The 23,745-nt window shown below is 68.3% G+C and carries 23 protein-coding genes; 12 read left to right on the top strand and 11 right to left on the bottom strand.

Features of this window, described 5'->3' with window-relative positions; all coding sequences use genetic code 11:
- Positions 1–191: 191 nt before the first annotated feature.
- On the top strand, positions 192–572 hold the full coding sequence (locus Pen02_RS09465; protein WP_203865571.1) for a PPOX class F420-dependent oxidoreductase: 381 nt from the start codon (positions 192–194) through the stop codon (positions 570–572).
- Between the two features lie 258 nt (positions 573–830).
- The gene (locus Pen02_RS09460; protein ID WP_203865570.1) at positions 831–1,289 is read left to right on the top strand and encodes a hypothetical protein; all 459 of its coding nucleotides are present in this window, start codon (positions 831–833) and stop codon (positions 1,287–1,289) included.
- A 333-nt stretch (positions 1,290–1,622) separates the two neighbouring features.
- Here the strand turns inward: Pen02_RS09460 and Pen02_RS09455 are convergent, their stop codons facing one another.
- The 7 genes from Pen02_RS09455 to Pen02_RS09425 form a co-directional block, all read right to left on the bottom strand.
- Positions 1,623–2,825, bottom strand: a complete 1,203-nt coding sequence (locus Pen02_RS09455; RefSeq protein ID WP_239140346.1) for a low temperature requirement protein A — start codon at positions 2,823–2,825, stop codon at positions 1,623–1,625.
- A 308-nt stretch (positions 2,826–3,133) separates the two neighbouring features.
- Positions 3,134–4,540 carry an aldehyde dehydrogenase family protein gene (locus Pen02_RS09450; protein ID WP_203865569.1) on the bottom strand — a complete coding sequence of 469 codons (1,407 nt, stop codon included), beginning with the start codon at positions 4,538–4,540 and terminating at the stop codon, positions 3,134–3,136.
- 173 nt (positions 4,541–4,713) lie between these two features.
- Positions 4,714–5,178, bottom strand: a complete 465-nt coding sequence (locus Pen02_RS09445; protein WP_203865568.1) for a nitroreductase/quinone reductase family protein — start codon at positions 5,176–5,178, stop codon at positions 4,714–4,716.
- Positions 5,179–5,430: 252 nt separating this feature from the next.
- Positions 5,431–6,336, bottom strand: a complete 906-nt coding sequence (locus Pen02_RS09440) for an AraC family transcriptional regulator (RefSeq protein ID WP_203865567.1) — start codon at positions 6,334–6,336, stop codon at positions 5,431–5,433.
- A gap of 316 nt (positions 6,337–6,652) precedes the next feature.
- Complete coding sequence (locus Pen02_RS09435; RefSeq protein ID WP_203865566.1) at positions 6,653–7,681, bottom strand: aldo/keto reductase; 1,029 nt, start codon at positions 7,679–7,681, stop codon at positions 6,653–6,655.
- Between the two features lie 233 nt (positions 7,682–7,914).
- A complete protein-coding gene (locus tag Pen02_RS09430) occupies positions 7,915–8,271 on the bottom strand; it encodes a DUF1330 domain-containing protein (RefSeq protein ID WP_203865565.1) in 357 nt (118 codons plus the stop codon).
- A 3-nt stretch (positions 8,272–8,274) separates the two neighbouring features.
- A complete protein-coding gene (locus Pen02_RS09425; protein ID WP_203865564.1) occupies positions 8,275–8,994 on the bottom strand; it encodes a hypothetical protein in 720 nt (239 codons plus the stop codon).
- Between the two features lie 707 nt (positions 8,995–9,701).
- Here Pen02_RS09425 and Pen02_RS09420 point away from each other — a divergent pair.
- The gene (locus Pen02_RS09420; RefSeq protein WP_203865563.1) at positions 9,702–12,032 is read left to right on the top strand and encodes an ATP-binding protein; all 2,331 of its coding nucleotides are present in this window, start codon (positions 9,702–9,704) and stop codon (positions 12,030–12,032) included.
- 215 nt (positions 12,033–12,247) lie between these two features.
- On the opposite strand, the gene Pen02_RS09415 is transcribed toward Pen02_RS09420, so the two are convergent.
- From Pen02_RS09415 to Pen02_RS09405, 3 genes are all read right to left on the bottom strand, one after another.
- Positions 12,248–12,694 carry a hypothetical protein gene (locus tag Pen02_RS09415; RefSeq protein ID WP_203865562.1) on the bottom strand — a complete coding sequence of 149 codons (447 nt, stop codon included), beginning with the start codon at positions 12,692–12,694 and terminating at the stop codon, positions 12,248–12,250.
- 125 nt (positions 12,695–12,819) lie between these two features.
- Entirely contained in the window at positions 12,820–13,254 is a 435-nt protein-coding gene (locus Pen02_RS09410; protein ID WP_203865561.1) for a hypothetical protein, read from the bottom strand.
- Positions 13,255–13,374: 120 nt separating this feature from the next.
- A complete protein-coding gene (locus tag Pen02_RS09405) occupies positions 13,375–14,541 on the bottom strand; it encodes a cytochrome P450 (RefSeq protein ID WP_203865560.1) in 1,167 nt (388 codons plus the stop codon).
- A 652-nt stretch (positions 14,542–15,193) separates the two neighbouring features.
- Here Pen02_RS09405 and Pen02_RS09400 point away from each other — a divergent pair.
- Positions 15,194–15,364, top strand: a complete 171-nt coding sequence (locus tag Pen02_RS09400) for a hypothetical protein (protein ID WP_203865559.1) — start codon at positions 15,194–15,196, stop codon at positions 15,362–15,364.
- Between the two features lie 64 nt (positions 15,365–15,428).
- The gene (locus tag Pen02_RS09395) at positions 15,429–16,160 is read left to right on the top strand and encodes a hypothetical protein (protein WP_203865558.1); all 732 of its coding nucleotides are present in this window, start codon (positions 15,429–15,431) and stop codon (positions 16,158–16,160) included.
- 39 nt (positions 16,161–16,199) lie between these two features.
- On the opposite strand, the gene Pen02_RS09390 is transcribed toward Pen02_RS09395, so the two are convergent.
- Entirely contained in the window at positions 16,200–16,406 is a 207-nt protein-coding gene (locus Pen02_RS09390) for a hypothetical protein (protein ID WP_203865557.1), read from the bottom strand.
- A 580-nt stretch (positions 16,407–16,986) separates the two neighbouring features.
- Here Pen02_RS09390 and Pen02_RS09385 point away from each other — a divergent pair.
- From Pen02_RS09385 to Pen02_RS09355, 7 genes are all read left to right on the top strand, one after another.
- Positions 16,987–18,846, top strand: coding sequence for a hypothetical protein (locus Pen02_RS09385; protein ID WP_203865556.1), 1,860 nt, complete (start codon positions 16,987–16,989; stop codon positions 18,844–18,846).
- A 308-nt stretch (positions 18,847–19,154) separates the two neighbouring features.
- Positions 19,155–19,577: a hypothetical protein gene (locus Pen02_RS09380; RefSeq protein ID WP_203865555.1), complete on the top strand. Its 423-nt coding sequence runs from the start codon at positions 19,155–19,157 to the stop codon at positions 19,575–19,577.
- A 217-nt stretch (positions 19,578–19,794) separates the two neighbouring features.
- Positions 19,795–20,955 carry a hypothetical protein gene (locus Pen02_RS09375; RefSeq protein ID WP_203865554.1) on the top strand — a complete coding sequence of 387 codons (1,161 nt, stop codon included), beginning with the start codon at positions 19,795–19,797 and terminating at the stop codon, positions 20,953–20,955.
- A 121-nt stretch (positions 20,956–21,076) separates the two neighbouring features.
- A complete protein-coding gene (locus Pen02_RS09370; protein WP_203865553.1) occupies positions 21,077–21,742 on the top strand; it encodes a hypothetical protein in 666 nt (221 codons plus the stop codon).
- 205 nt (positions 21,743–21,947) lie between these two features.
- On the top strand, positions 21,948–22,451 hold the full coding sequence (locus tag Pen02_RS09365; protein ID WP_203865575.1) for a hypothetical protein: 504 nt from the start codon (positions 21,948–21,950) through the stop codon (positions 22,449–22,451).
- A gap of 368 nt (positions 22,452–22,819) precedes the next feature.
- Positions 22,820–23,182, top strand: a complete 363-nt coding sequence (locus Pen02_RS09360) for a hypothetical protein (protein ID WP_372445596.1) — start codon at positions 22,820–22,822, stop codon at positions 23,180–23,182.
- Positions 23,183–23,242: 60 nt separating this feature from the next.
- On the top strand, positions 23,243–23,743 hold the full coding sequence (locus tag Pen02_RS09355) for a restriction system modified-DNA reader domain-containing protein (RefSeq protein WP_203865551.1): 501 nt from the start codon (positions 23,243–23,245) through the stop codon (positions 23,741–23,743).
- The last annotated feature ends 2 nt before the right edge of the window (positions 23,744–23,745 follow it).

The following is a 23,745-nucleotide window of genomic DNA, read 5'->3' as shown; positions in this document are numbered from 1 at the left end:
CGCCGAGGGCGCTGGCGGCGGTGACGGACCGTGAGGCTCGAAGGGCTTCTTCTATCGGATTGATCAGCATGTCCGGCCTGGGTTAACCGTTTGGCCTAGCCTGGCGGAGGGCGCGGGTAAGCCTTCCTGCCGGCCAGTTGCTCTCAACCTTGCGGGCGCGGCCCGGGGGCGCGGCTCGCTACGCTGGCAGGATGACCGTGGCCGACGAGATCGTCCGTAGCCGGTACGTCAGTCTGACCACCTACCGCAAGGACGGCACTCCGGTGAGCACGCCGGTCTGGCACGTACCGCATGGTGCTGAACTCTGGATCGTGACCGGAGCGGGTTCGGGCAAGGTCAAGCGGATCCGGAACAACCCGCAAGTGCGTGTGCAGCCGTGCTCCGTACGCGGGACGGTGGCGCCGGATGCGACGGATGCGACGGGAACGGCCCGGTTGCTGGACGGCGACGGGACGGCGCTGGCCCGCAAGCTGCTGGCCCGCCGATACGTCATGTCACGGGCAGGGAACTGGTTCGCTCGCCTGCTGCGGCTACGCCGCCCCCCGATGGTCGGCATCATCGTGTCGTTCTGATCGACTCGGCTTTCCGGCCGGAAAGCCACCCAGACCGTCCTCGCCGGCCGAAGCAAAGGGGACCGACGCGCCACGGGCGCCGCCGGTAGCGAGGGACGACTTGGCCGGTGAGCCGGCTGCGGACCGTCGTGTCCGCGGCAAGAGACCCGGAACTGCCGACGAGCGGATGCCGGTGGACTGGCCGGCTGCATGACATCAAAGTTGCCCTTGCACGCGTTGGCCGACAACGGGCCGTCGGCTGGGCCATATGCTCGCCGGGTGAGGGACGAGGAGACTACGGAACTTGTCATCGATCGCCTGCTCCTAGCGTTGGCGGCGCAACTCGACACGTCGGGGAGTTCGGCTCTGGCGGCCGGTGCGGTCGAGGCGCTGGCCGACTTGAACAGGGCTCAGGCGGATGTCATCTTCGGCCAGGCGGGCCATCTGGTTCACTACGCCGCAGACACCAAACCGTTGGAGACTCTCATCGACGCGATCACGGCCATCCAACGCGATGAGGCTCCGGCGAATGCTGCGGTCAAGCCGGGTGACGAAGTGCGACTTCTGGGCGAAGTGCCAGAAAGTCTTGCCGACTATGACGAGACGTGGCTCCGCGAGACCACGTTCGTCGTCCGCTACGTCGGTGAGAACGCCATGGTCGACGTGCAGCCGGACCTGACCGAGGATTACGTGATCGTGACGGTGCCGGCCGCCAGCGTGGAGCCCTCGCGGAGGTAGCGCATCCCACGGCACGGCCACCTCCGCTCGCGTGCGACTGTCGTCCACACGTCTGGTGGATACGTCGGCGACAACCATCATGGAGACGCCGACGAGGGGTAAGGCGTGTCCGCCCATGCCGCGATCAGCGCGCCGGAAGGTGCGGCTGATCGTAGGCGTCGCCATAATAGGGACCAGGCAGGGTGTTCTGGACGCCATTGGTGGCCAGCAGCCGTTGCAGTAGCTCCGGGATGTCGCGAGCTACGACCGGCATGTCACCAACGAGGCCGTAGGTGTCCCAGCCGACGGCGTAGCAGCCACCGGACCGGTCTGGGTGCAGCTGTCAGACCGAGATCAATTTAGTCTCACCGGCGGGGTGGGGCGCTCTGGTGGTCGGTTGCGTGATCGCAGGATGTCGGCGCCTGCGACGGCTGCGAGGACTGCGGCGGCAGCTGCGCTCACCGCTAACGGCGGCACGAACGCCAGCGCTGGCGCCAGCACGACGAGTGTCACGAGCGCGTATAGGCGGGAGCGGGAGATCCGGGCGAAGATCTGGTGCTCGAACGCGGCCCGGCCGGCCAGGAAGAGGGTGGGTCCGCCGAGGATCGCGACGAGCCAGGCGGGGGCGGTGTCACCGAAGGGGTGGGCGATGGATAGTTCGTACCCGACGGCGGTGAGTACGATTCCGGCGAGCATCGGCAGGTGGGAGAAGGCCGCGCTGATTCCGAGCCGGGCCGGATGACGGGCGCTGGTGATCGCGGTGGGCAGCACGTGCCCGGCCCGGTGGAAGTAGACCCGCCAGAGCAGCACGGTGGTGAGGAACGAGAGCAGGAAGGCGCTGGTGTGGTCGGCGACGAAGTTGGCGCCGCTGAAGGTCAGGCCGATGACCAGGATCGACTCACCTAACGCGATCAGTAGGAATTGCTGGTATCGCTCGGCCAGGTGCTCGCCGGCGATGGCAGTTTCGGAGATCGGCGTTCGGCCTAGTTTCGGGGTCGGCCAGCCGAGCATCACGCCCACGCAGTCGGTGACTATGGCCGTGGTCCAGAGCACGACCCGTAGCGACACCTGGGGGACGAACGCGCCGATCAGCCATAGGACGGCGGTCAGCCCGAACCAGACAATCGATCGGATGGTCGCGGTCCGATCCTGCCGGTTCGGTCGCAGGAGCAGTAGCGAGCGACCGAGTTGGAGGGTGACGTACGCACCGGCGAACACGGTGGCACGTTGGTGGAGTCCGTGGGGCACTGCCACCGCCATCACTAGCGCGCCGAGCATGGTGGCGACGACCACGAACTGCACCACGGGCCGGTCCGGGTCGAGTCGGCTGGTGACCAGCGCGGTGATGGTCCAGATGAGCCAGATGGCCAGGAAGAGCAGGAGGGTCTGGTATGTCTCGTAGAAGGGCAGCCGGCGTCCGGTCTCGAAGACGTCGATCAGTCGGTCGGAAATCCGGGTCAGTGCGAAGACGAAGACCAGGTCGAAGAAGAGTTCCAGGAAGGTGGCCCGCTGCGAATTTTCGGCCCGGCGCAGCAGCCCGTTATTCGCGTCAGTCAACGCTGGTCGGTACGGACGACGACCATACGAAACCCCCTGTGAACGGCTCGCACTTGGTAAGTAACGAGCCGATGCCGGTGATGGACGCTGTCGGTGCGGTCTGGCCGGCAGGTGTCGTCCAGTTCGGCTCAGCTGCGGCCGGTTGGCGTCGGTTGTCGCGGTGACAGCGGGAGGAGTTACTCGTCGAGGTTGCGGCTCGTTCACCGCGCCGTTGGCGCGGGCGGGTCGGCCGGGCCCCGTGCCGGAGGTATGCCACGAGTTTGCGGAACGCTCTCGTGTATGCCGGCTACGGGGTCCGGCCGTGCCCGTCACAGCATCACGGACCGGGGCTCCAGGAAGCCTTCAAGACCGAAGCTGCCGTATTCCCGTCCGAGGCCGGATTGCTTGAACCCTCCGAACGGGGAGAGTTGTTCGAAACCGCCGTTGACCGATACGCGTCCCGCCTCGAGGCGGGACGCGATGCGGCGGGCTCGCGCGGGGTCGCTGGAGAACACGTAGGCGTGCAGGCCGTAGGTGGTGTCGTTGGCGATTTCGACGGCGTGGTTCTCGTCGCGGTAGGTGATGACTGAAAGGACCGGTCCGAAGATCTCCTCGCGTGCGATCGTCATGTCGTTGGTGACGTCGGCGAACACCGTCGGTCGTACGTAGTACCCGTCGGGGAGTCCTTCGGGGCGTCCGGGTCCGCCCACGACGATCCGGGCGCCTTCGTCGACACCTCGCTGGATGTAGGACTGGACGCGTTCCCATTGCCGCTGGCTGACCATGGGGCCGATGGCGGTCGCTGGGTCGCGCGGGTCGCCGACGGGATGGTCGGCCTCCACCTTCTTTGTGATGAGTGCGAGGACGTCGTCGAGTTGGTTTTCCTGGACGAGGATGCGGGTGCCGGCGACGCACGCCTGTCCACTGTTGACGAATCCTGACCCGAGCGCACCACTCACGGCCTCTTCGAGGTTGGCGTCGTCGAGGATGATGGACGGTGACTTGCCGCCGAGTTCGAGCGTCAGGCTCTTCAGGGTGTCGGACGCCTCGCGCATGATGATCTTGCCGACTTCGGTGGAGCCGGTGAATGAGATCTTGGCGATGTCGGGGTGACGGTTGATGGTGGTTCCGACGACGTCGCCGCGGCCGGTCACGATGTTGAAGACCCCCTTGGGTAGTCCGGCAGCGTGCAGTGCCTCGGTCAGAACCTGGGTCTGGGTCGCGCTCATCTCGCTCGGCTTGATGACGGCGGTGCAGCCCGCGGCCAGGGCGGTCGCGAGCTTGTCGGCGATGAAGAACGCGTCGGAGTTCCACGGCATGATCAGGCCGGATACGCCGATCGGCGCCATCTCCACGACGGCGTTGCCGACCTGCCGGGTGAATTCGAAGGTTTCCAGCGTCTTGATCATGTCGGCGAACGCGCCGGCAGTCGAATCGACGAGGTACCGGTTGCGGACAGGGCCGCCGTACTCGATGCCGACGGCTTCCCGGAGGTCCTCCAGCCGTGCGGCGGCTGCGTCGTGAAGTCGGCGCAGCGCGTCGATCCGCTCTTCTCGGGAGGTCGCGGACCACGCCGGTAGGGCGCGTTTGGCGGCCGCGATAGCGGCCTCCGCGTCCACCTGGTCGGCGAGTTGAACCTGCCCGATCACCTGCCCGGTGGCGGGGTTGTACAGGTCGAAGAGTTCCGTGCCGTGCGGGGTGACGAACTCGCCGTCGATGTAGATCTTGCTGATCACGTTCGGTTGCATGGTAATTGATCTCTCCTTGATTCTGTTCCCCGGCCAACGCAGCTAGCCGGGGCAGGCGGTTGTCCGAATCGGCACGCGACGGGCCCGCTGGGGCGGCATCAGGGCTCCCAGCCGGCGCCGGAGGGAAGCTTCCATGGCGCTGCCGAGCAGTGAGATTCGGGCTATTCGGACCGGGACGACGCTGCGGTCCGCAACTGCTCGTCATCGAACACGATCTCGACCAGTGGGCTGTGTGCGAACCACTCGTCGAAGCTCTGGCGTGGGCCGATCCTCGGCGCGAGGTCGGGTCGGTTCTGCAGATCGAGGGCGGCGGCGATCATCCGCCGCCGTGTCTGCTCGTCGACCGGCACCGCGGTCGCGGGCAGGTCGGCCGTAACCCCGTGCTTCAGATGGACGATGAACTGCGGATTGGCGCGCAGGTTCGCGTACCAACTACGGGGCACCGGCATGCCGGTCAGATACCAGCGGCTGTCGACGCGGTGCAACCACACCTCGATGCGGCGGGGAATACGACTGCGCCGGCCCAGCGTCGTGATCTCGATCGTGCGCTCGGCACGGGAGGAGTTCGGCCCGATGCCAAGGGCGCGGACAATGGCGTCGTTCACAGTCACGGTCGACTCGACCACTCAGCGACGAGAGACATCCGGTCGAGTTCGATTCCGGGTCTTCCCCGCATGCGGTAATTCATATACTCCCCGTGAGATGGTCGGCCAGCGATCGGCGATCGGTCAGCAACGTCCATTGCCGCCTCTTTCTTCATGGTGGTGGAACCGGAATCCGACGTTCGTTCCGGCATCTCCAATACAAGCAACGCCGCGACAACTGCGCTAGCGTGATCGTCTCGCGTAGTTGCACGATCCTCCTCGCTCGGAGGACTGTCAGGGCAGCGCCGCAGGGGTGGGGACAGCCCTATCCCGCATACGGGCCGCGTCGACGCTGGGCGGAGCACCGAACTGACGCCGGTACTCCCGGCTGAACTGGGACGGATTGTCGTATCCAACGGTTTTACTCACGCCGGTGACATCGTGTGGCCGGCTTGCCAGCAGCAATCTGGCTGCCTGTAGTCGGATGTGTTTCTGGAACTGGATCGGCGCCATTGCCGTCACGGCGTGGAAGTTCTTGTGGAAGGCGGAGACGCTCATTCCCGAGACTTGTGCCACTTCCTCGACCCGAAACGGTCGGTCGTAGTTCTCCCGAATCCACTGCACGGCACGTCTGATATGTGTCAGGCTGCTGTCGGCAAGGCCGAGTTGACGGACGATGTCACCTTGTTCCCCGGTCATCAACCGCCAGAGGATTTCACGCTTGACCAGGGGAACCAGGGCCTTGCGGTCCTGTGGCCGGTCGAGCAGGCGCAGTAGTCGGACGATCGCGTCGAGCAGCTCGTCCGGGGCGTCGGTGACCGCGATTCCCGGCCGTACGGGGCCCGGGGACCGCGGTAGATCCCCGGGCCCGACCCGCAGCAACAACTCCGCGATGGCGGCGGGTTCCAGAGTCATTCCGAAGCCGAGTGCGGGGCGGCCCGGAACGGCATCGACGAACTGTCCTGTCACTGGAAGGTCGACCGAGGTGACGAGGTACTGGCCGGTGCCGTACTCGTAGACGTGATCTCCCACCGCCAGACGTTTGGATCCCTGGGCGACGACCGCCAGCACCGCACCGGACATCGAGGACCCTGGCGAGGCCGTACGGTCTTCTCTGCAGATCCGGACCCCGTCGATGGCCGTGGTGAGATCGGGACGCGCATGCCGTTCCAGCAGTTCGCGAAGCTCGCCTGCAAACATGTCACCAGTGCAGCACAGAACCCGCGTCGTCCGCCTCGCGGCGACAGGATCGTGCAAGGATGATGGAGTTGCGTGCAACGTGTGGCGGGCAGAAGACAGCAGACCCAGCCGACGCGGGATTCGGACCATCAAGATCCTACAGTCCAAGCAGCGCTTCAGGTCCGACGCCGCGAGTCACCGCTCGACCAGCCGGGACGCTCCACCACGAACGTCCGGGGCGGCGAACTGTAAGGGCGGCGATGGGCGCAGCGGTGCCGCGCCGACGATTACGCATGGGGCAGGTGCGGGCCGAAGGGCATCCTGGCGCGACCGTGGTTCAGGCGGCCGAGCGTTCGGCGGCCGGCCGGCGACGTAGGCTCGTGTTCGTCACGGCCGGCGGCGTGTATGCCACGTCGTTGGAAGCGGTGTCGGTGCCGGGTGGGGCGATCTCGTCGATCCGGTCGAGGATCTCGTCGTCCAAGGTGACATCAGCGCTGGCGAGCAGGTCGTCGAGCTGTGTCATGGTGCGCGGTCCGAGGATCGCCGAGGTGACGCCGGGGTGGGCAATGACGAACGCCATCGCGAGGTGGGTCATCGGCAAGCCGGCCCCCTCGGCGATCGGGATGAGTTGCTCGACCACATCGAGTTTGCGTTCGTTGGTGAAGTGCTGCGGCATGCCGCCGGACCGATGGGTGTCGGTCTGCTGCCCCTTGCGGAATCGGCCGGTGAGCAGCCCCTGGCTCAGCGGGCTCCAGACCAGGGTGCCCATGCCATAGCGTTGGCAGACCGGCAGGACCTCGCGTTCGATGCCTCGGTTGAGGATCGAGTACGGCGGTTGCTCGGTACGGAACCGCTCGAGGCCGCGCCGCTCGGCGACCCACTGTGCCTCGACGATCTCCGACGGGGGAAAGCCTGAGGCGCCGATCGCCCGCACCTTGCCGCTGTGGATCAGGTCGGACATGGCTGACAGGGTCTCCTCGATGTCGACCGTGGGGTCGGGGCGATGGATCTGGTAAAGGTCGAGGTGATCGGTCTTGAGGCGGCGTAGGGAGTTCTCGGCCGCGGTCATGATCCAGCGCCGCGAGTTGCCCAGGTGATTCGGATCGTCATCCATGGGGTAGTGCACCTTGGTGGCAAGTACGACGTTGTCACGCCGGCCGTTCAGTGCCTTGCCGACGATCTCCTCGGATTCCCCCTGGGAGTACACGTCGGCGGTGTCAACGAAGTTGATCCCCGCGTCGAGCGCTTTGTGGATGATCCGAATCGAATCGCCGTGGTCGGGGTTGCCCATGGCGCCAAACATCATGGCTCCCAGGGCGTAGGGGCTGACCCTGACACCGGTTCGGCCCAGCGTTCGGTACTTCATGGTGCCCTTCCGTCAGGTGTCCGTCGAGTGGTCGGCCGTCTACCTCACGGCGACGGCCTGTCTCTGCGTGTTCACGGCGTCGGTCGGGGTAACCGCCTCGCCGCCGAGGTGGCCACGTGGTGTCGGTATCCGGGTTCCCCGTGGTCGTTCAGACCTTCACCGGAGACCGTCTACCAATTGCTCGATGCGCGTGTAGGTCAGAAACAGCCCCCAGACGAGAGGTCACGAGATGTTTAGCCGCCGGTCTGGGCCGCCGCACGGATCTGCTGGGCGTAGCCAGCAACCGTGAAGCCGGGACCGACGGCGTCGACGAGGATGAGGTCGTTGATCGTGCTGTCAGTGCGGAGATTCCGGATCTGCTTATATTCCGCTGAGTTGTACCACGCCTTCGCCTTGGCCATGTCGGGAAACTCGATCAACACTGCCGAACCCGGCCACGCTCCCTCGACGACGTGGACTTCCGCATCCAACACGAGCCACCTGCCGCCGTACGGCTCTGTGGTGGCCTGTACCTGCTCGAGGTAGGCGAGGCCTTTCTCGTTAGGTACGCCGCCGGGGATCCGTAGGTGGTTGATGAGGTAAGTCGTCACGTCTCACTCCTTGGTGAAGGTGATGTCCCGCAACTCGATGGACACGGTGACGGTGTCCTTGACAGCGTTGCCGTCGGGGTCGGTCAGGTAGACCAGGCGGCGGGTGGGGATCAGGATGCCGTCGAACTCCTGGTGGTCGGAGCTGTAATTGGCGGCGACCGGGGTGTTCGGACCGACGATTTCGCTCACGTAGTCGTGCCGCCGGATGTGGCCGGCATCGTCGACGTAGTAGGTCTGCTTCCTGCTGTGGGTCGCGACGTTGTCGGGGAACGTCACCTCCAGCGTTCGCCACACCTCGCCGTCCTCGTGATGGGGCTTGAGCTCCTCGACCTGGAAGCCCGGGCCCGCCAGGAGGAACGGCTCGGTGAGGTAGTTCCACATCGCGTACCCGTTAAAGTACGCCAGATGCAACCGGTCCCACGGGGTGGAGATCTCATGACCCGCGAAGGCATTCCGTGGATGAAGTCGTTCGTCGACGACCTCACCCGTGTCGGTCTCGATCGCCGCGCGGTCGGGGCTGACAGCGCTACGCAGTCCCGGCGCACCGAACGGTGTGCTTCCGGCGTACTGGCGGTGCAGCTCGGCGCGCGTGACGACGTCGTCCAGGATTCCCTCCTGTCCCTTGAGCGGCCACAGCGCGCCGCCGCCGAGCACCCGAGCGCTGACGGAGGCCAGCTCGTTCCAACGGTCCATACCGCCATGTGCGGCGATGACCCGCTCCAACAGTTCGTTCACGTCCCGATTCCGTTCCTCGTCTTCGTGATGCGGTAGCTCGGACGGTCGCGTCGAGTGCGACACGAACCGCCATGGGTTGAGTTGACATCGACTTCTACTCGCTCCCGTCGGTCGGCGCCGGGGTCGTCGGCAGTGCTGTCGACGTGGTTCCGGTGCGGGTCCACCGCGAGGCCCCCTTGTGCGGGGCCGAGTGTGGTCGTCGAAGCGGTAGCGGAGCGCGCATGCCTACGGCGAACGAGGTGTACGAGATCCCAAACACCCGTCGCGGCGCTCGGTGGCGATCTGTTGGCGGGCCTGGCGCGCTGTCCGCCCTCGAGGACAGCAGCGTGGCGTTCGCGCTCGGGCCGCAGGGGAATACGCACGAACTCGCTGGTCCAAGCGGTGGTTCGACGTCCGTACCTTCCACCACTGATGGTAGTGCCCGCTGGTGATCCAGCAGAGCAAGTTCACGAAGTAGCTGTAGCGGCTGGCTCGGCTGCCAGGCCGCCACGATGGGCGATCTTGCCTCGAACGTTCTTGTCCAACATCTGACAGTCTCGCCCGCGACGCGGGGGCTATGTATCGGGACAAATACGTAGAGGGCTTCGGGTCGTCTATGTAGTACTCGGTGTGCGGTAGGTAGATTGCCTGGAATCAGGCCCTGCGGGTTCTATTCGAGACTGAAATCGGGATGTGAGGGGCGTTACTGTCGTCTGGTGACCACACCGGGCACTCTGCCGCTGGACATCGCGACCTGGGTCGGTCGTGATGCAGAGTTGGCTCAGGCATGCTCCCGACTACGCCACGGGCGGCTTCTGACCCTCATCGGCACCGGTGGTGTCGGCAAGACCCGACTCGCGCTACGCGTGGCCCATCTTCTGCAGTCATCGCATCCGGGCGGTGCGTGGATGGTCGACCTCGGCGTTCTGCAGCCGCAGGGCGTCACTCCGGAGCGGATCTACGCCCATCTGGCACTGACGCTGGGTATCAGACAGCTCGGGCCCGCCGGTCTGGACGTCCTCCTCGACCACCTCCACAACCGGCGGATTCTGCTCGTGCTCGACAACTGCGAGCAGCTGGTACCCGCCGTCCGAGAGTGTGTGAACGCATTGGTCCGCACCGCGCCGCACGTGCGGATCCTCGCGACGTCGCGGCAGGCGTTGTCCATCGATGGCGAACAGACTCTCGTCGTGCCACCGATGCCGCCGCACGAGGCTGTCGACCTTTTCAACGCGTGCGCGTTGGCGGCTGGCGCGAGCCCGGCCGTCATCGACGACCAACGGGCCGTTACCGACCTGTGCCGGCAGCTCGACGGGCTGCCCCTGGCGATCCGGCTGGCGGCGAGTCGGGTTCGCACCCTGTCGGTCCAACAGCTCACCCAGCGCCTCGCCGACCACCGGTTCCGGCTACTGGCAGACCCCTCCGCCGCGTGTGCCGACAATGAGAATCCGCCCCGGCACAGCACCCTGCGACAGGTCGTCGATGTCAGCTACGACCTGTGCACCGACGGCGAGCAGACCCTGTGGAATCGTGTATCCACCTTCGCCGGCTTCTGCGACCTGTCGGCGATCGAGGCCATCTGCACCGGCGACGGAGTCGCCACCGCCGAGGTGCTCGACCTGGTCAGCGGCTTGGTCGACAAGTCCGTCCTCTCCGTCGACGCCACAGCGGGGCTGAATCATCCGCCCCGGTACTACCTGCTCAACACGCTGCGGGACTACGGGCGACACAAACTCGCCACCTCCGGTCAGACGCAGCGGGTGCGCGACCGACACCGCGACTACTACCGCGCCCTGACAAGCCGGGCCGCGACCACCTGGCTCGGCCCAACCGAACCCGAAGCGATGGCTACGGTCCACCGCGAACTACCGGACATCCTCGCCGCGATCGACGAGTCCATCGCCTGCCAGGACCTACCGGCCGCTCGGGAGATCTGCCGGGATCTCGTACGCACCCGCGCCCCGTTCTTCTTCGGCTGGCTCGACCTGGCCACACAGCAACTGCGCCGGGTGATAGACGCCTCCAAAACGATCCCGACACCCCACCGCGACGACGCGGCTGACCTCGCCGCCACCATGAGCCTGGCCGCGTGGGTTGACGCTACCCAGGGCCGCCACACCAACGCCGCGGAACTCGTCGGCGCCGCCTACGAGCTGCATCAGCAGTGGGAGCTCGCGGTGACCCCGGCGGTGTTGTACGGCCACGGCTCCAGCGTGGCGCTCAACACCGGCGGCCAGGACGCGATCAGCCTCCTGGCGGCTGCCCGCGAGGCGCTCGCCGACAGTCCCGGTGACCGGCAGATGGCGAGTTTGATGTGGGCGATGGCGTCGGCGTTCGCCGACGCCCCCGCTACGGCGGTGCGCAACACCGAGGAATATCTTCGCCAGTCGGAGGCGGCTCACGCGCCGTGGACGATCAGTTGGGCCCTGTGGACCGCCGCCCTGGCCGCTCTCGCCAACGATGACCACGCACGGGCTGAGGAACTCGCCGCCCGGGGCCTCAGTCTGCAGCGTGACCTTGATGATCAGTGGGGCCAGACCTGGAGCATCGAACTGTCAGCGTGGATCATCGCCGCACAGCTGGGCGGTGGCGACAGCGTGAGCACGGAGGCCCGCCGGGCCGGGTGGCTTCTCGGCGCGTCCCGCGCCCGGCAGCAGAAACTAGGTGTGAACCTTCCCGGTCTGCGTCCGCTCGCCCGGCGAAACACCCAAGCTCGCGCCGCCATCGCGGGCGTCCTCGGTGAGACAGGGCTTGCCGAGGCGGTGGACGCCGGTGTTCGGCGTCATGCCAACGCCGTCCGGATCGCCTTGAAGGAGTCCACCTCACGCCGCCCCGCGGCGATCGGAAGCCTCCGGCTCACTGACCGCCAACGCGAGGTAGCGGCGATGATCACTCAGGGCATGACCAGCGCGGAGATCGGTACGCACCTGCGTATCACCGCCCGCACCGTCGACGTCCACGTCCGCGACATCCTTCAACGGCTCGGCCTGCGCGGACGAGCGGCGATCGCGACGTGGTGGACCACGCAAGGCGACCAGCAGCCGTAATCATCGACTGTCAACGATCCCGAACCCTGTAGCGCGGCAGGAGCGTCCTACTCGATTTCGCTGTCCAGGCGGCTGTCCGCGGGTAGCTCAGATTCGTCACGGGCCCGTCCGGGGTACGACGGAAGCGGAAGGGTGGGCGGCCCGTTTGGACCGTCCACCCTTCCGCTGGTGCCGCCACTGCATCAAGCGGTGGCGTATCCGGGCTTGGTGCCGGGTCAGAAGTCCATGACCCCGTCTGCGCCGTACGGGGTGGCGGCGGTATTGACCCCGATCATGACTTTGAATCGGGTTCCGTCCTGGACGTTCGTGGCCACGTTGGCCCACTGGCCGGCGTTGACCGTGGTGAGGTAGTTGCAGTCGCTGGTGTGGTTGACGAAGATGACGCAGGCGCGGAGTTGGCGGGCGGCTCGGTCGCCTCGGGGTTGGTTCTTGAGGTTGATGTCGCGGCACTGGCTGGTGGTGGTGTAGGGGCCGAATGTGCTGTACATCCAGCCGGTGCTTCCGCTCCATCGGGCTCCGCCGGCTTGTATGAACGTGGCGGAGTAGGGGGCGGCGCGGCACCCGGCCGCGTGGGCGGGCGTGGGGGTGCCGGTCACCGCGAGTCCGGTGGCGGCGATCGCGATCGCGGCGGTGGTGGCCAGTGATTGCTTGATCCCTCGCATGGGATTCCTTTCGTTGATGTGTTCGCGGCGGCCTGCTGTCGGAATGGGCGGCCGTTGTCGCGTCTGCTGGCAGGGGTGTGAGGCGGCCTTCTGGGGCGGCGGCGAGGGTCGGGGACCGGTTCGCGTCAGAAGTCCATTTGTCCTCTGGCTATGTCGGCTCCGACCGGTACCCGCACGCGGAGTTTGAAGCTGACGCCGTCTCTTACGTTGGTCGCGACGTTGGTCCAGTGCCCGAGCCGGATCCGTGACCAGTAGTTGCAGGCGGATGTGCGGTCGATGAAGATGACGCAGACGTCGTACCAGCGCGCCCGTCGTCCTCCGCTGGCGCCGAGCACGCCGCGTACCTGGATGTCCTGGCACTTGGCGGTGGTGCGCCAGGTCGTGGCGGTTACGGCGCCGGACGTGCCCGACTGCTCGCGGGTCATGCCGACGTATCCGGAGAGCGGGTGTGTTCGACACTCGGCGGCCTGGGCGGGCGTTGCGGTGCCGGTCACCGCGAGTCCGGTGGCGGTGATCGCGACCGCGGCGGTGGTGGCCAATGTTTGCTTGATCCCTCGCATGGGATTCCTCTCGGTGAGGCGTTCGTAGCGGCTTGGTGGTGCGGGTGGGCGGCTGTCGCGCGGTCTGCGGGCTGGGGCGTTGGGCACCTCCTTTTCGGGGTTGTGGTGGTTCGGGTCGGCTCAGCGGCGGATGCCGATGAGCCGTTGCCTCGCGGGCAGTGCCCGCAGCGCACGGAACGCGAGGTTGGGGGCGAGGGCTGGGGTGTGCCAGGGGACGAGGCGTAGGTCCGGCATCCGTGCGGCGAGCCGGACGAGCGCGGTGCGGGCTTCGAGGCGGGCGAGTGCGGCCCCGATGCAGTAGTGGGGGCCGTGTCCGTAGGACAGGTGGCGGTCCGCGTCGTGCCGGGCGGGATTGAACCGGTCGGGGTCGGTGAACGTCGCCGGGTCCCGGTTCGCGACGCCGATGAGGAGCAGGCAGCGTTGCCCGGCGGGAATGGTGACGCCGCCGATGGTGACCGGCCGCCGGGTGACCCGTAGCCAGCCGTCGATGGCGGGGCTGAACCGCAGGGCCTCTTCGAGGAAGGCGGGAACGCTGGCGGGTTCGGCGGCGATGCGTTCCCAGCGGCGTGGCACGGCCAGTGCCTGTTCGAGGCTGTGGGTGAGGAGGCCGGCGGTGGTCTCGTGGCCGGCGACGAGGAGGTTGAAGGCCAGGGAGGCGACCTCGTCGACGGTGAGGATCTTGTCGTCGCCGTCTCGGTAGCGCAGGGCGCGGGAGATGAAGTCGTCGCCGTCGAGGGCGCCGGTGACCCGTTGGTGGACGAGGCCCTGGCAGTAGGTCCAGAAGTCGAGGAGGTTCCGGGCGAGGCGGACCTGTTCGGCGGGGTCGGGTTGGCCCCAGCCGAGGGCGATCTGCCCGTCGGCCCAGTCCCGGATCCGGGTCACCTCGTGGTCGGGTACGCCGAGAATGTCCAGGATGACGAGCAGCGGTAGCAGGGTGGTGAACTCGGGGACGAGGTCGACGACCTCGCCGCGGCGGGCGGCGACGGCGTTGACGAGTTCATCGACCCGGCGGCGCACGATCGGCCCGTACTGGATGGCGACCCGCGGGTCGGTGTTGGCGAAGGTGGCCCGCAGCGCCCGCCGGGTGCGGGTGTGTACCGGCGGGTCGGCCGCGGCGGTGGTCGGCGGCACGTCGAGGCTGACCATGATGGCGAGGGCCTCGGGGCACAGCGGGTAGACCGGGGCCAGGGTCAGCGCGTTGCCGAAGCTGTCGACGTCGGCGAACGCCTGCCGGACGTGGTCGTGCCGGCTGATCAGCCACAGGCCCAGGCCCTCGGCGTATCGCACCTCCTCCGGGCGGGTCGGCTGCTCCCGGACCACCCGGAGTCTGTCTCTCGGGCATGCGCCATTAACGGGTTGAGTGTGCATGGGATACCCCCGGGATAACGCCAGCCGCAGAAGGGCTGGCTCGAATTCGCCAAGCCCCGGAAACGGTCGGACCGTCGGATGGTTCGGTGCTCGGCATCGGCGATGTGTGGCCAAGCTAATCCGGGTCGGCGTGTCTCCGCTACGTGACATCTATTGACAACCCGTGGGCGGGTTACCACTGCCCACTGTGGTCGGTGTCAATGGTTGTCACGTGTTCCGGAACGGTTCCGCCGTGCATACTTTGTGGCGGCAGCTCTGCGAGGGCGTACGTGTTGATCCGGCCGGTACCGGTACGGCCGCGATGGGGGTTACGTGCGCGGACCGGTTAACCGTCGTGGGGACATCGGGTGCACGTGCACCGGGTGTGTGGTTGGTCGTGACCGCAGGCGCCGGGTCCGCGTCGGATGCCGCTTCCCCGAGCATCCGACGCGGACACAATCACATCCATTGACCGGCATTGTTGATTCGAGGAGGCGAGATGTCGTCGAAGACGTTGACTCCACCCGGCCCGCCCATTCCCGCAAGTCGGGAGGACCCATACACACGGACTCTCGATCGGGTCGAGGACACGGTGGCAGAGCTGGTGACGTCCCTGCTGCGGGCGCGCCGCAGCCGCGGCGAGTTGCGCACCCGCAGCCTGGTCAGCCTGCACAACCTCACCCGCGAGATGAGTGGCCTGCTGAACCAGGCACTCGGCGGCTGGCCGGAGCCGTCGGCCGATGACGATGCGGCGCACGACTGACAACAAGCCCCGCCGACCGCGGGCCGTTCGTCCGGGTCGTCGCTGTAAGCAAGGTGGTTTTCCCATGTCAGGCGGCCAGCACCGAATCCCCGAGCGCGCAGGGGCTGCGTGCCCGGCCTCCCTCTCCCGGACGGCGCGGCGGCGGACACGAGTCCCGGTCGCCTACGGGCTCGCCGTCGCACTGTTCGCCGCGGGTCTGGCGCTCGGTGGCAGTCGCGGCCCCGTCAACGACGCCGCGGAACGGTCGGCGGGATCACGCCCAGGCGGGCTTGTCCAGGTCGCGTCTCCTCCGGCATTGGGTGGCCTGAGCGTCACCGCTGTCCCGGCGGCGAGTGCCCGCTACACGGCGGTGGACCGACCCTGCGGCGTCGTCGACTGGACACCGCTCACCGCGCAAGTCGGTGAACGTCGCACGGAGCCTCACGCGCAGATCTCGACCGTCGGATCCGTCGCCGTCGTCAGATGCAGCGCCATTCTCGGAAACGGAAGCACCGTCGGAGTCGCGACAGCGCACATGACGGTGGCAAACGACGGCGGCACCACCTGGTCAATCTACGAAAGTGTCCGCAGACTCAACGCCAGCCGGGAGGTTCTGAGCCCTGTCGAAGGGCTCGGTACTACGGCGCACGCCTTTGTCGAAGATAACGCCAGACCCGTCATCGTCGCCGTCGACGGAAACCTGTACCTCCGCCTCACCTGGGCGCCACTGGAAGAACAGATTCTGCCGATCTTCGCCGCGACCGCCCGCGCACTCGTGGAAATAGGCCGGCAGGCGATGCTTCGACTGCGGAAATGAGCTTCCACCGCGACGAGTATCGGTGCGGGGGCGCAGATGTCACTCGCACCCGTCGGTGTCACCGTGCCCGTCGCCTTCGCAGCAGTCCGACCGGTGCCCGTACACCGGCACCTCGCGGCCACGCACCTGCTGATGACCGCTCGTCCGCTCGTACAGGCAGGCACGCCACACCACCGTCGGCCCGGACGCTCTCACCTTCCGTCCGTCACCGGGACCGCCGACCAGCACCACCAACTCTCCAGCCATGGCCGGAACAGTAGCGAGGGAGGGTGACGTTTCCGCAGGTCACAGGGACGGGATGTGACCTGCGGCGCCAGCGGTCGACCCGACCGGCAGCGGCCTGCGGGCAGCGGACCGCCGACCAGACGCGGGACCCGATCAGGCGTCTGCGCTGTCGGACAGCAGCGACTCCGCACCCGGTCGGTGATCAGCACCGCTACCGAACAGGAAGGTCATTTGTCAGATCCGAAGCGTCTGACAAGAACTGGCCTAACCGGGTTCCGCTGCCTCCGGAACGTCTGACAGCCCAGGTCAACCGTGGCCGCCGGCGCTTGTCGCCCGAGACATGCCTGACAGATCCGCCCGCTACCGTGCCCGACACAACCTTCACATTCGCCCATCTCCACCCCGGTCCGGTCCCACCTCGGAACCGCCGCACCCGCCGGCGCGTCACGTCCACCCGCCCCGCAAGGGGCCGGTCGGCACCGCGCCGGGTGCCCTCGGCACCAGGTCGCACCGCACCAACCCGCACCACATCCGCTCCAGCCGATCCACGCACCCAGTGGACCGGCCATCTCCGCACGCCCTCACCAAGGAGGACTTCCCCATGTCCGAGACGGCTTCCACCGATCCGCCGACGCCACCACTGTCAGATCGGAACCCCGACGACGCGTCCACCGGCGCGACGCCGGTGTTCCGGTTCCACCTCGCCGACGTTCTCGACCTCGCCTTGCACGCCGTCACCGCCCGACGGCACGTCAACCAAAGCGATCTTGGCTTGACCGGTCCCGCGCTGGTCGTCGTCGCCGAGCAGCGCACCGCCTACCTGACGTCCAACGGCCTACCGCAGCTACCGCCCAGTCCGGACCAACCGCCGCACGACCGCGTGCGGATCGTCTACCCCGACAACGTCGGCCCCAGCCAGCCTCGCCACGACAGCAACAGCGACGGCGACGGCGACGGCAGGGTGATCGCTCTGCCGCTACGCCAAACCGCTGGCGGACAACAACTCGTCGAAGAGCTCTACATCGCGGCCAGCAGGGGATCCAACGTTCTGGCCGTCACCATCTCCGGCGACACGCTTACCCTCGCCGCCCTGCGCGTACCGCCGGCGCCCGGGCGGCGCACGCCGGCCGAACCCCCGCGACGGCCAGACAACGCCGTCAGCGACCGGTCGCTGCGGCGCCGGTCCGCCACCGGCTCGCCCGCAGGATCCGGCGACGTCGCCCCCTGGGCCGGCCGCACATCCCAGTCCCGGCCGACCGACGGTCACGTCCGACCGCCGCGCCCGGCGCCATCCGAGAAAGGAAACCCACCGATGCTCCACATCACGATCTGCCCCGTGTGCGGGGAACCGGTGGCAGAAGATTCCAGCCGACACGCTGCCGGCCCCGGCAGAGGCGCCGACCGCTACCCGTGGCTGCACCTCGCGGACAACACACCTATCTGCTTCAACGAAGACGGCAAGCGTAGTTACGCTGTGATCACCGAGGAACTGCTGCCGGTTGACGACGACGCCCACGCCTGGCTCGCCATGATCTCCGACCTGTTCGCCTCCGACGGCCTCTACAGCCCCGGCCGTCTCGGCACCGCGATCAACGCTGCCGAGCATCTCCACCACTGGCTGTACCGGGCGTCCGGGCCGTTCGGGGCCACGATGGCGATGCCGACACCCGGCGAGGTCGCACTCCTCGTCGGGCACCTGTACCGGACCTCGCGGCTCTTCGCCCGAATCCACACACAGGCGGGAACCCGCTTGACCCGAATGGTCCGTGACCAGAAGAGCGTCGACATCGGCGATGACGATGTTCGCGGTGCGTGGGCCGTGGTTCGCGGGCAGGCACACGACAGCCGGGAACTGCTCGACGCCGCCGCCGAGACGGCCACGGGCTCAGCCGACTATTCCGGCGCCGCCTGGGCCTGCGTCCGCCGGGCGGCGCTGGCCTGGACGGTGGCCGTGCCGAAGCGGTTGCCGGACGGCCTGACCGTGGTTGACCAGGCCGACTACCCGCCCGGCGACGAAACCGTTGCGGATGCGGGTTCCGGGCAGGAGTTGCCCGGTGGGCTCACCCACGACCAGCTGGGCGAGTTGCTCGGTGTCGCGTTCGGTGACGACGCGGCTTTCAGCCCCGAGCTGACCGGGATCGCCGCACGGGCGACCGGCACCCTCGTCACCTATCTGGCGAGGTGTCTCGGCGTGGCCGGCAGCGCCGCGATCGCCACACCGAGCGATGCGGCGTCGCTCGCGACCTCGCTGACGTACCTGAGCGCCACCCTCGCCGACGGGCTACACCGGTTCACACAGCGCCGACCGGGCGGCGACGGCGACGTTCTCGACGGCACCGACGCCGCCGCGATCCGGGCCTCGCTCGACAAGGCGGTCGAGGGCTTACACCTCGCCGCGCACCATCTCGCCGCCGTTTCCTACCTTGCCGCCGGCCTGCCGCTGCCGAACGACCAGCAGTAGCCGCCGGCCCCTGGACCGGGCAACGGTCCCCGGCGGTGGTGACGCCGTCGCACCCATCGGCACGTCACGGCCGCCCTCCCAGGAGGAGGCCGGTCGGCAACACGCCGGAGTGCCCCGGCACGTGGCGACACCGAACCGACCCGCACCGCATCTCCTCGGCAGCCGATCCACGTGCCCAGTGGATCGGCCATCTCCGTACGCCCCAAAGCAGGAAGGGTCTATCCATGGAAGAGGCGTCTCACGCCGGCCGTCCCACCACACCATCAGGTCGAGACGGCGACGAAGAGGAACCGACCGGCGCGACGTCGGTGTTCCGATTCGACCTCGCCGACACCCTCACCCTGGCCGAGCACGCCATAACCGCGCCACAACGCGCCGAACCGGTCGATGACGAACCCATTGGCCCAGCACTGCTGCTCGTCATCGACGACGGCGTCTACCTGATGTCCAACGGGCTGCCGCAACTGCCGCCCGGCCCGGACCAGCCGCCGTACACGACCGTGCGAGTCGTCTACGCCGACAACCCCGGCCACGACGATCCCGGCCCCGACGGCGACGACCTGGTGATCGCGCTACCACTGTGCCAACCCGGCCAGGGACAGCTCATCGACGAGCTGCGCGCCGCAGCCAGCATCGACCTCAACACGCTGGCCGTAGCCATCTGCGGCGACGAGGTCGCCGCCCGCGTGATCCGCGTACCACCAGCGCCCGGGACGCCGCACGTCGGCTGAACCCGGCAGACAGGCGGCAACGCCGCCGGTCACCGGGCGCCTCCCCACTGGTCACCGACCGGCACACCCGCTGGCTCTGCGCCTGCCTGCCCGGCGCGCTCGGCCACGGATCCCACACCCATGCGCGGACGCGGCGGTCGTGACCGCCGCGTCCGCGCCATACCTGAAAGGACACACGATGCTCCACACCATGATCTGCCCAAAGTGCAAAGAACCGGTGGCAGAACGATCCACCCGCAACCCCGGCACGGCCGCAGTCGACACCACCCGGTGGCGGCACCCGGCAGACGACACCCCCATCTGCTTCGACGAGGCCGGGCACCGTTGCCAGCCGGTGTGGGTGGAGGAGACGGTGCCGGTCGACGACGACGCCCGCGCCTGGCTCGACGAGATGGCCGGCCTGTTCGCCCCCGACGGCGTCTACAGCCCGGGCCGCCTCGGCACCGCGATCACCGCGATCGAACACCTCGACCGGTGGCTGCGCATGGCCACCGGACCGTTCAGCGCCCTGATGACCATGCCCGCACCCGCCGACGTCGCGCACCTGCTCGGGCATCTGTACCGGACCACGCTTCTCCTCGCCCGGATACAGACACAGGTCGGCGACCACGTCACCAGCCTGATCCGCCGACAGCCGGACATCGACGTCACCGACGACACCGCCTCCGGTGCGTGGGCTGAGGCTCGCGGGCACGTCCACGACACCCGCGATCTGCTCGACGCCGCCGCCGAGATCACCGCCAGCTCGGTCGGCTACACCGCCGCCGCCTGGTCCCGCGCCCGCCAAGCGACGACCGCCTGGGCAATCGCCGTCCCGGCGCAGCCGCCGACCCACCCCAGCGCGGCAGACCACCCCGACGACACCGACGACCTGAGCGACGACCGGCCGACGATGCCCGGCGGCGGTGAGGTGGGCGGCCAGGCCGGTGACGACGACGGGGACGAAAGCTTCGGGCAGGAGCTGCCCGGAGGGCTCACCCACGACCAACTCGGGGAACTGCTCGGCGTCGCGTTCGGCGACAGCGCCCCCTTCAGCCCGCAGATGACCGGCATCGCCTCCCGGGCGGCAGGCACCCTCGTCACCTACCTGGCGACCTGCCTCGGCACCGCCGGAACCGCCGCGCTCCCGGCCCCATCCGACCTCGCCTCGCTCGCCACCTCGCTGACCTACCTGAGTCACACCCTCGCCGACGGGCTACGCCGATTCACACACCGTCAAACCGCCACCGGTAACGGCAGCGGGGCCTTCGACGGCACCGACGCCGTCGCGGTCCGGACCTCACTGGACAAGGCGGCCGACGGGTTACGCATCGCCGCACGCCACCTCACCGCCGCCTCCTACACCGCCGCCGGTATCCGCCCGCCGGACGAACGGTGACCGGCAGTGACCGGCAAGTCCACCCCACGCACACCGGCACGAACACCGCACCCTCGGCGCCCGTCAACGCTCACACCGCATGGCAAGCCCTCCTCGCCCTTACCAGCCGAAGGAACCACCGATGGACCATCGCCTGATCGCGGTCCTCGTCCGCGCCCGCCCCGCGGTCGCCACCATCGACGCTCAGCTCGCCCGCGCGCTGCGGCCCCTCCTGCGGGCTCGCACCATCAACGGCTACCGACTCGGCGGGCAGGCAACCGGAGCGTGGAACCCCGACTACAGTCCTGCCGCCGACCTCACGAACTGGCGCACCTGTCAATCCTGCGGCGGCACCACCCGCACCGGCGACGCCCCGTGCGCGGCCTGCGCCGACGCCACCCGGGCCGGCCGCCGACCCGGCACGGTCGTGGCGTCCTACACCGAGTGGGCACGCCATCCCGGCGACATCGTGCCGCTGCCGCGACTACTGCATCCCGGCTGGCGGTTCCCGCCAGGGCGCACACCGATCGCCTGGGCCGACGGGGCTGGTGTCGTCTGGCTCGGCACCGACGAGGCGGTGCGACGCGGCACCGACACCGGACACATCCCGCCGCGCCTGCGGCGGGTCCTCAACGACCTGCGGCTCGGCAACCGCGACCCGGACCCCAGCCAGGCGGTACCCGACGCCCGGTGGCCGCCACGACCTGACCAGGTCATGCCGTGGCGGTACCCCAGCCAGCATCTACGGCGCAGTGACCCGTTCAACCCCGCCGGGTGGTCGGTAGCGGTAGTCGACGCCCACTCCTGACCGCACTTTCCAGCCGCGTCAGCGGCCGTCATGTCGGGCGGCAGCACGCCCCGGCACCACGCCGAGCCCCGACAGCGTGTGGAGCCCTCGCAGGCGCACTCACCTGCGAGGGCTCCACACGTTTCAGGACGCCGATCACCGTGCCCTCCGCCCGACCGGCGCGACCGACAAACACCCCGAACACCCACAGACCCAAGGAGCAGACATGGCCGCACGAACCCCAGACGAGATCGCCGCCCGGGTAAGGGCCGTCCGCGACGCCGGCACCGACCTGTTGGGCTTCCGCGAGGAGGTCCTGACCGAGGCGCTCGACTTCGACCACGCCCGCGAGTTCCTCAACCCCGACATCACCGCGACACAGTGGGACCAGCATCGGTGGAGCCAGCAGCTCGACGCCGACACCTACGCCCGCTGGTACCTGAAGTTCGCGATCGGCAAAATCATCGGCCACCGCGGCAACTCGGCCGAACGCTCGGTCGACAAGCTGACCGAACTGGCGTGGCTCCTCGGCCGCGACGACGTCATGTCAGCCATCGACAACGCCGACTACCCGAAGTACGGGGCGCCGAAGGTCGAGGCGTTCGCCGACGGGCTCGGCTGGCCCTTCGCCGACACCATCGACCACCCGCAGCTACGGCTCATGCTCACCCGGATGGCCGCAGGACTCCAGTGCGACCCGGCGGGCTGCGCCTTCGGCTGCCGCGACTGACAACCGCCACACCACGCCGGGCAAGCCCGCAGCCGAGGTCGGGTTGCCCGGCGCCGCGCCACCGGTCCCGCCGGCCAACGCACCGCACCACCCCAGCCGGCCACCCGCCCGACGACCCCCACCCACGACTCGGCGTCGCGGGCGACCGCGGACGCCCGTCGCGCACCCGTCCTCGTGGCACCAGCCCAGGCGGACGACTTGACCTTCGTCGAGAGATGAGCGTCGATCAGGTAGGTCATCGGCCGCGCCGGCCATCAGGCACAACACAGCCGACCCCGGTCGGACGGTGACCCCTGCCCGGAACCCGACGAAAGGGGTCGCCCACCATGTCCGACCGTAGTCAAACCCGTCCGTCCCACCGCGCCCTCATGCCCACCGACGTCACCGACCCGCTGCTGTGGCGGCTGGCCGTCGACGTTCTCACCGCCCACCAACCAGGCCCCGACGGCCGGTGCGTCAACCTGCAGTGCGCCGACCACGTCGGCCCATGCGTCGCCGCCGGGTGGGCACAACGGGCGATGCGCGCCGCGCGAACCCCGCCGCCGCACCAGGGGCTGGTGGCCGTCACCCGCGGCCGAGTACCGCAACGGCACGTGCGCGACGCCGGCGGTTTTGTCGGCTGGTTCACCGCCCGTCTCGCCGTCACCGCCACTCATCTGCGGTCGCGGATCCCGCAGCGGCTCCCCCGCCGAGTTCCCGGCGCGACCCTGACCGCCGCGTACGCCGCGTAGATCCTCTCCGGACCACGACAACCTGCCCAGCCGACGACCAGAAAGACGGCACGACCTTCCGTGCCGAACCCACCCGCACCCGACTACACCCAAGCCGCCGTCGAGATGAAAGGGCACAGCTGTATGCCGAAGATTTTCGTTGACACCGATGTGATCGCCGCGATCACCGAGCGGGGCAAATTTGGAGAAACCTACAACGACGTCATCCGCGAGGCGCTCGGCCTACCACCCCTCGCCTTCCAGATGGGCGGCAGGCGACTGGGCAAACCCGGCAGCCTCACCGACCTCGTCGCCGTCGGCCTCCTGAAACCCGGTCAAACTCTGACCTGGCATCGACCCAACCTCAAGCAAACGCACGAAGTCACAGTCACCGCCAGCGGTCGATTGAGGACCCGCACCGGCGAGGTCTTCGACTCACCCGATGCGTGCGCGACCGCGCTGGCGGGCCATCCCTCCAAGGGATGGCCGAACTGGCGGACCGAGGACGGAACATCCCTTCTGGAACTTCGCGCTTTCCTACCGCCCGACACGGACAAGACACCGCCATCAGTTGACGGGTAACA

The sequence above is a fragment of the Plantactinospora endophytica genome, assembly GCF_016862915.1.
Lineage (GTDB): Bacteria > Actinomycetota > Actinomycetes > Mycobacteriales > Micromonosporaceae > Plantactinospora > Plantactinospora endophytica.
The sequence above is the reverse complement of the archived record's forward strand: the minus strand, read 5'-3'. Positions and strand labels throughout refer to the sequence as shown.